Consider the following 7748-nt stretch of genomic DNA (forward strand, 5'->3'; position numbering starts at 1 on the left):
TTAAGAATAGCGCGTATATAACATCGGCTCAATATTTTTTCATGCGATTGTCCTGATGTATAGACCTACTTTCTTGAAATAATAAAAAACATGAAACCTCATTAATTCAGAATACTCTCTTTATTTTTATATTTGTCACAATAAAAAGCTACCGAACATTTAAATGTATTCCTTTTCACATAAATAAATTGTTTTTTTGTGAATATGTACATGAAAAGAAATATGCGTAGAGAGAACACATATTATGTAAAGTATATAGAATGGAGCGATTCATCCTCTTGGAAAAAAGATATACCAAATACATTCTTTTTGTTCGAAAGCATGGGATGTAACGGTTACTCAATAGATAAATCCCCCTTGGTGCAAGAGGTTTATTTTATTTCTCTAGTATAGTTAGAATTTTCTTTCTTTATTTTCATTCATTTGATTTGGATATATATTCATTTCCTGTATGAAAAAGTAGACTCGTATTCTTACAATCTGTATACATACAACAGGGACATGCAATGCCGTCTGGAACTTGTCAATTTTTGTCGTATTTATTTTGTTTGTTGCGGTGTTTGTCCCATGCCCATCAACTTAAGGTTTTTTACTACCCCCAAGTACAAAAAAACGTTATTCTTTCTTAATAACCTATGAGAAAGGGTGACGTTTTTTATGAATCTTTCGATTCAAGAGGAGTTACATTCATTTGCAGAAGAATTGCAGCGCTATATCACACCTGAATTTTTGGAAGAACTAGCAAGAGAGGTTAAATTTGTAAAGAGAAAACGCAAATTTTCAGGATCAGATTTAGCTACCATTTGTATTTGGATTAGTCAAAGAGTGGCCAGTGATCCTTTAGTCCGATTATGTAGTAGGCTTCATGCAGTTACAGGTACTGTACTTAGTCCGGAGGGCTTAAATAAACGATTTAATGAAAAAGCAGTGCTGTTTTTAAAACATATTTTTTCATTGTTATTAAAACAAAAGATATGTGAGCAAACTCACATATCTAACCAACTTTTTACTCATTTTAAACGTATTCGCATCATGGATGCCACGATGTTTCAGGTACCTGATACTTTGGAGCATGTATATCCTGGTTCAGGTGGTTGCGCGCAAACAGCTGGAATCAAAATTCAATTAGAATATGATTTACATAGTGGACAATTTCTTAATTTCCAAGTGGGTCCTGGAAAAAATAATGATAAAACATTTGGAACAAAATGTTTAGATACATTAAGACCAGGCGATTTATGTATTCGTGATTTAGGATATTTTTCATTAGAGGATTTAGATCAAATGGATCAACGGGGGACATATTTTATTTCACGCCTAAAGTTAAATACAAATGTATATATCAACAATCCTAATCCAGCATTTTTTCATAATGGTACCATCAAGAAACAAACAGAATATATAAAAATCAATTTACAAATGATGATAGAGCGCTTATTATCTGGTGAAACTTATGAGGTAGGAAATGTTTATGTTGGGGATTACAAGGTTTTGTTTGCGCGACTCGTTCTGTATCGTCTAACAGAAAAACAATTACAAGAACGCCGGAAAAAACAAGAGGAAAACGAAAAGAAAAAAGGGAAATCGTATTCGGAGAAAAGTAAAATATTATCTGGGCTGAATATATATGTAACAAACACTCCGTGGGAGTGGGTTCCGATGAAACAAGTCCATGAACTATACTCTTTACGCTGGCAGATCGAAATTGTTTTTAAAACGTGGAAATCATTGTTTGATATTGATCATTGTCGCACTGTCAAACAAGAAAGAATAGAGTGCCATTTATACGGGAAACTGATTGCTATTTTCTTATGTTCTTCTACGATGTTTAAAATGCGCCAACTTTTGTTACAGAAGAAGCAAAAAGAATTAAGTGAATATAAAGCGATTGGAATGATTCAAGACCACCTATTTCTCCTCTATCAAGCCATACAAAACACCCAAGAGATAACAAAGCTTTTAATCCGCCTGTTTCACCTTCTAGAGAAAAACGGACGGAAATCTCACAGATATGAAGAGAAAACAGTCTTTGATATCATGGGTGTTCATTATGAGTATAGTATAGCTAGGGAACAAAAGAAAGCTGCATAATTTTAAAAATAAAACTCGTTAGAGTTTATTTAGCATGCGGATTTTAAAAAGAATCAATCTGTTGAACAGTTTGTAACCCTTTTGAAGGGAATTTCATTTTATTTGTTCTCTTAAGTTGATGGGCATGGGTGTTTGTCCCTATTACAATACAAGTGTATGACTACTATATAAATAGAAAGGAGGGATTTTTTATGTTACTTGAAACAATATTCGCCTCTTCCCTGTTACTTGCAACGGATGAAACCACCCATTTTACAAAAGAACGAGGAGGGCTGGACGTCCATACTACAATGCAAGAACAATCTATTGTGCCGGAACCACAAACGATTCGTCATCATTATGTGTATTACAAATCAAAACAGGATGTTCCAAAACAAATCTATTACTCAAAAAATGGATTCCGAGGAATGCTTACGCTGAGCCATATTACAGCAAAAGGTGTACAAGTAGAAGCTTGTTATACAGGAGAAACGATTAGGTGCTAGTTTTTTCTCATAATTTTTTGTTCACATAATAGAATGTAGGAGGAATTGTATATGAAACAGAGAAAATGGATGGGATGGACACTAGCGGCATGGATAGGGATGAGTGGATTAGTTGGATTGTCTTCTAATACTGTACAGGCAGATGAAATACCGTTAACACAAACGGTTACCAGCTATGGGACAACATATGATAATCATCAAATTCCAGCAACCATCCATCATTATGTGGTGGCACCTACAGGGATTGTATATGGCTATAGAACATTGGAAGAAGCAAATCGTGCTCTACAATCTTTCCCAACGCAACCGGCAACAAACACAGAGGATTGGACCGGATACTTTTATGAGAATAGTGGATTTAATGGAACATGATTTTTAGGTGTAAGCGGTGGGTATTTTGACCTCGGAAACAATTGGTGGAATCAGCGTATTTCATCTTTACGAACACCAGCAAAAGATAAAGGCGTCCGTTTATATGAATATGGTGGAAAAAAAGGAGACTCTATCTATTTTCCGCCAAATATAGATGTATATACATTAGCTGCTTATTATAAAGGCGATGGCCAACGCTGGGATAAACGAGTAGGAAGTATTGAGTTATATCGATAAAAGAGGAAACATAGCATGAAAAATAAAAATCTGCATTCGTTACACTGAGTATGTGTAGGGATATTAGCAGAAGTACATGTTAGTGATCAAAAACAAGTGAAAAACCTTTAAAACAATTGCAGAAGAAATGGAAAAGCATATCCGAAAATCAATACAGTTAGTTCAATAAAAATATATGGTAGATGTATTAGCACTAGCAGAAGTGTATAATCGACATAATGATAAAGAGTCGAAGAAGATAATTAAATATTAAGATCAAGGTAAAAATTATTTTAGTAATGTCGAGCGTGTGGTTTATATTTATCCGACAATTGAGCATTCTGGTTCAGCATGACCCAATCGAGTAGAGATAAGTAATGGTTTGTGAGCTGACAATCAAAAAACAAAGAGACCCAAAACCTATATTTGTTAAATACCACCTTTTTATTAAAAAAGGTGGTATTTAACAAATGCTACTTGAATGTGCACATACGAGATATCGGTTACAAGCATGTTACCTTTGCTTATATTGTAACAGAAAAGTTTGCTGTGTGAAGCAAGAAAAACCACAAATAAAAAGATTAAAAGTACCGGTAACTTAGGTACTTTTTCGTGTGCTACAAGAGTAATTCCTGAATGCAAATCCGAAAAACATAGAATGGCGAAGATTCTACATGAGATAGTAATTCATAGCGAATCCTTCTGTTCTTGTGCAAATACTGACGAATCAAACGTTTGTTTAACAATTAAGGCAGATATGTATAGCCTTGGACACTTGTCATAATAACCTAGACCTATCAAGGGGATTCCCTTGATAGACGTCGCGTCTTCGTCAAATTTTGCAAGACCCGTTTCGGAATAGTAGAGGGATTCTAATGTTCCCGCTTCCTTTTCTATATAAGTCTAGGTAGATACTTTAACAAAAGTGCAGAGAAGGACAACGATTATATTGCATAAACAGATTTCATCAAAAGAGCGTCTATCTTGTTAAAACATGTAACTGGACTTATATATAATAGGAAGAAACTCGATTATTTTCGCTCTACATATCCATCATTTTTATCCGTACGTGTCGTCGTTTTTTGTGCTTCATATTCTTTTACCAGTTTGTAAAAAGAAGACCGCTTTATATGATATTTTCTCATCGCCCCGACCGCCGTAATCTTTCCAGCTTGCCACTCTTGGTATGCCTCAATAAATTGATTTGTAATTTGTACAGGTGGTCTTCCTAAATGTTTTCCTTGTTTCTTGGCTAGTGCAATCCCTTCTGCTTGACGTTGTTTAATATCATTTCTTTCTTTTTCTGCAAAAGCAGATAGAATGGTAAGGGTTGCTTTTTGTACAGCCTGTTGAATGACATCATTCGTACTTTCGCTATTATAATTCACATTAATAAAAGGTTCTTTAATAAATTGTAAGTTAATTCGCTGTTGCTCGTAATATCTAAATTCTTCTAGTACATCATTCATGCTACGACCTAATCTTGTTAAGGAATCAAAAACGATAGTATCGCCCGTACGAGCTAAGCGTTTTAGCATTTGATAATTTTCTCTCTTCATATTTTTCCCAGACTGCTTATCAATAAAAATATCCCGATCTTCTATTCCGAGATATTTCATATTTTCAATCTGGCGTTCTTCATTCTGGTCTTTACTGGAAACTCTGACATATCCAAACTTTTTATGTTGCAATTCCTTCACCTCGCCACAATTATATCTCATTTTAATCTGTAAAGGTATATAAAAATTAAAGATATCCGTAAAGCGAAAATACAACTTTTACGGATGTGGTTTTCTCTATGTTTCTATGAATCTGTAAAAGTACACCTTTACGAACTGTTAACTGAACTACTACCGACTAAAGTCGGTAGGTTCTGATTGCGACTGAAAGTCGCGTGTTCAGGCTAAAGCCTGTTATTCTTTTACATCAAAAACATCATCATGCTCACCTTGTTGTCCTTCAATATACTTGCGAATGGTTTCCTCATTCACTGCACCTACCGTTGTACAAAAATATCCTCTAGCCCATAAATGTTGACCCCAGTATCTCTTTTTTAATTGTGAATATTCTTGTTGCAATAATCTGGATGATCTTCCTTTGAGATACTGTATGATTTTTGATGGGGCAATTGTCGGAGGGCACGATAGTAGAAGATGTATATGATCTTTTCCTACACTTCCTTTTATGATTGTAATATCTCGAGTTAAACAACACTGCCGTATGATTTCTCTTACTCGATGCGCAATTTCTCCTGTTAGAATGTGATATCTATATTTCGTAACCCATACAAAGTGATACTTCATCTCGTATACAGAATGACTACCTGTCTTGTAATCCACCATTGGTTTCACCTCTACTCTTTAGTATCGGCGAAACCTTCTGTTTTTAACGTGCTAAAAGCTATCCGACTAAAGTCGGAGGTTTTAGACCTGGCGCTTGGAAAATAAAAAAGAACAGACTATTGAAATAGTCTGCCCATAGGTAAAAGATGAAATGAAAGTTACTCAAATGTATAGTATAATAAATTTCTAAATACTAAAAGGTATTAACAAAAAAAGAACGGTTCTATTGGCATAGTCCGTCCTTCGAGAAGGGAATAATGACAGTTATTCTTCTTAATTATACTTAATAAAACAGAAAATTCAATCTATTATATATTGAGAAAATATTCATCTTCCGAAATAAGGTGGTTATTATGAATAAAGGCGATGCCATTTTAAGATTGCTATCAGAAATAAAGTTGGAACTTAAGGAAGTAAAAGAACAGATGGAACAAATCCAAACAAAGTTGGATACATTCGAACAACAAAATCAGGTGAAGAATCAAGTAAAGCAAAAGAAACAAAAAACAAAGATAAACGCTGATAAAAAAGATAAGAGAGATTGGAAATATCCAGCTAAAATGAAATAACAAATTGAACAGTGCCTTCCCATGATATATAATGAGTATGCACCATTCTTTTATTCAGTTGTGGGAATGCGAGAATGATACAACCGTATACGTCTCTTATTCCCTCCTATATTTTCCACACATGAAATGTAAAGGGGTGCTTGTGTATATGATTTTTTTATATCGATTTGACGTAAAGGAGAATCATATTCATTTTGTTCTAAATGAACAAATCGCTGCGGATATGCTTCCGCAATATGATGTCCTGTTGAGACCATTAGTGACATCTTTAGCTGAAACGTTACAATTGTATTGCTCGTTAAGTAAGCAACCCACTTTGCTAACAAGTAAAATACAAGACAGTGGTGAAATAGAAGTGATGTTAAATCAAGAATTAGGACAATGTATAGATGGATATATAAAAGACCGCATGATTTTGAAAAATGGCAAACGAATTGCCGATATTTTAATGGAAATTCGGAATGCTCATACCATATACCACTAAACTTAGAGGACTAGTTATAGATGTGAAAATATTCAATTATAAAATGAATAGAACAGAATGCTTTTCTGTTTTTCCATAGTAACATGAAAAATAACAGTAAGTTGGATACACATAGATATAGAAGACAGGAGAGGGATTATAGTGGACAAGTCATGGTCTGGTGATTCTGCACAATTATTACAAGAAATTGATTGGAAAATGAGCAGAATTGAGTCGATCCTTCAGCAGGTTTCTGTAGACGGGTTGATAGAAGAAGCATATGAGATTCACGAGATGCTTATAAAAGTGTCCCAGTTATTGCTCATATTACAACAGGACCTCAAGATGACACCACTGGCAAAAGGACTAAGTTTACAACTCCAAAGTATACAGGAACAGTACAATCAATTGTTTAGTAAGGGAGAAATATCCTGAAATAATTCTGAATAATCAGAAAATATGGCGTACTTCCGACATATCCATATTCGTAAACTTCGAAATATCTTCTATATCCATGCCATTTTTATGCATGCCTCGGATAAGTTGGATTTTTCCTTCTTGAATGCCTACTACTTTCCCTTTTTCCATCCCTTCTTCTATACCAACTTCACGGGCGTGTGCTAATTTTGCTTGTTCATCAAATAACACTTTTTCCCGTGCTTCATATGCGAGACGGAAAGAGCTACTCTGACTCATATTTTCCCATTTGTGGATTGCCTTCTGTAACATTGGATCTTGTTTCATGGCGATATCCTCCAACGTGTGGGTTAAATGTTCATCTTCATGCGCTGGTAGTAAAAGTAGCCAACGAGCGAATTCATTTTCCCACGGATTAATTTTTTCTTCTCTCCATTGCTGTAGCAATTTCGGAATTTCAATGAAATGGATTTCTAAATCTTCGAGTAACACTTCCTTGTGTTGTTGACTCCAAAATTGTCCAACTGTATGCATGTCATCATATTGAGGAAAGAGATCAAAATCTAATAGATTAATCGCAATCGTTTTCCGTAAAGAACGATAGGGCATCCCTTGTTCTAATTGAGATGTATACAATTTACTCCAATAATACAGGGAACGTTTTACAATCTCTTGTGTATTTCGTAACTGTATTTCTACATTTACCTTCGTCCCATCTTGAAGTGTAGCTAATATATCTATATAAGTTGAATTAAAAGGTTACAGCTATTATTTGTCGAAATATAATAAGTAA

The 7748-nt window shown here is 34.5% G+C and carries 8 protein-coding genes and 2 pseudogenes; 7 read left to right on the forward strand and 3 right to left on the reverse strand.

What is annotated here, in order from left to right; all coding sequences use genetic code 11:
• Nucleotides 1–657 precede the first annotated feature (657 nt).
• From ACODS7_RS30045 to ACODS7_RS30060, 4 genes and pseudogenes are all read left to right on the forward strand, one after another.
• Nucleotides 658–2091: an IS4-like element IS231P family transposase gene (locus ACODS7_RS30045; RefSeq protein ID WP_289670188.1), complete on the forward strand. Its 1434-nt coding sequence runs from the start codon at nucleotides 658–660 to the stop codon at nucleotides 2089–2091.
• A gap of 191 nt (nucleotides 2092–2282) precedes the next feature.
• Nucleotides 2283–2576, forward strand: coding sequence for a hypothetical protein (locus tag ACODS7_RS30050; RefSeq protein ID WP_289670189.1), 294 nt, complete (start codon nucleotides 2283–2285; stop codon nucleotides 2574–2576).
• Nucleotides 2577–2627: 51 nt separating this feature from the next.
• Nucleotides 2628–2948, forward strand: a complete 321-nt coding sequence (locus tag ACODS7_RS30055) for a hypothetical protein (RefSeq protein ID WP_289670191.1) — start codon at nucleotides 2628–2630, stop codon at nucleotides 2946–2948.
• Nucleotides 2949–3242: 294 nt separating this feature from the next.
• Nucleotides 3243–3519, forward strand: a pseudogene (locus tag ACODS7_RS30060) (Ger(x)C family spore germination C-terminal domain-containing protein); the annotation flags it as partial.
• A gap of 676 nt (nucleotides 3520–4195) precedes the next feature.
• On the opposite strand, the gene ACODS7_RS30065 reads toward ACODS7_RS30060, so the two are convergent.
• Complete coding sequence (locus tag ACODS7_RS30065) at nucleotides 4196–4855, reverse strand: recombinase family protein (protein WP_255288153.1); 660 nt, start codon at nucleotides 4853–4855, stop codon at nucleotides 4196–4198.
• Between the two features lie 222 nt (nucleotides 4856–5077).
• Nucleotides 5078–5503 (reverse strand): IS200/IS605 family transposase, encoded by a 426-nt coding sequence (tnpA, locus tag ACODS7_RS30070; RefSeq protein WP_289670193.1) that lies wholly within the window; start codon nucleotides 5501–5503, stop codon nucleotides 5078–5080.
• A gap of 356 nt (nucleotides 5504–5859) precedes the next feature.
• On the opposite strand from tnpA, the gene ACODS7_RS30075 reads away from it, so the two are divergent.
• The 3 genes from ACODS7_RS30075 (at nucleotide 5860) to ACODS7_RS30085 (ending at nucleotide 6973) form a co-directional block, all read left to right on the forward strand.
• Nucleotides 5860–6075 carry a hypothetical protein gene (locus ACODS7_RS30075; RefSeq protein WP_072191645.1) on the forward strand — a complete coding sequence of 72 codons (216 nt, stop codon included), beginning with the start codon at nucleotides 5860–5862 and terminating at the stop codon, nucleotides 6073–6075.
• A 148-nt stretch (nucleotides 6076–6223) separates the two neighbouring features.
• Nucleotides 6224–6559: a hypothetical protein gene (locus tag ACODS7_RS30080; RefSeq protein WP_072191646.1), complete on the forward strand. Its 336-nt coding sequence runs from the start codon at nucleotides 6224–6226 to the stop codon at nucleotides 6557–6559.
• Between the two features lie 141 nt (nucleotides 6560–6700).
• Nucleotides 6701–6973 carry a hypothetical protein gene (locus tag ACODS7_RS30085; RefSeq protein ID WP_289670021.1) on the forward strand — a complete coding sequence of 91 codons (273 nt, stop codon included), beginning with the start codon at nucleotides 6701–6703 and terminating at the stop codon, nucleotides 6971–6973.
• A 15-nt stretch (nucleotides 6974–6988) separates the two neighbouring features.
• Here ACODS7_RS30085 and ACODS7_RS30090 read toward each other — a convergent pair.
• Nucleotides 6989–7696: pseudogene (locus ACODS7_RS30090) on the reverse strand (Rpn family recombination-promoting nuclease/putative transposase); the annotation flags it as partial.
• Nucleotides 7697–7748: the final 52 nt, after the last annotated feature.

This window comes from Bacillus sp. FG16, assembly GCF_057809515.1.

Excerpts from the sequence above, each read along its gene's own strand:
- ACODS7_RS30045 (WP_289670188.1), top strand. The coding sequence starts at position 658 with ATGAATCTTTCGATTCAAGAGGAGTTACATTCATTTGCAGAAGAATTG.
- ACODS7_RS30055 (WP_289670191.1), top strand. The coding sequence starts at position 2,628 with ATGAAACAGAGAAAATGGATGGGATGGACACTAGCGGCATGGATAGGG.
- ACODS7_RS30075 (WP_072191645.1), top strand. The coding sequence starts at position 5,860 with ATGAATAAAGGCGATGCCATTTTAAGATTGCTATCAGAAATAAAGTTG.
- ACODS7_RS30080 (WP_072191646.1), top strand. The coding sequence starts at position 6,224 with ATGATTTTTTTATATCGATTTGACGTAAAGGAGAATCATATTCATTTT.
- ACODS7_RS30050 (WP_289670189.1), top strand. The coding sequence starts at position 2,283 with ATGTTACTTGAAACAATATTCGCCTCTTCCCTGTTACTTGCAACGGAT.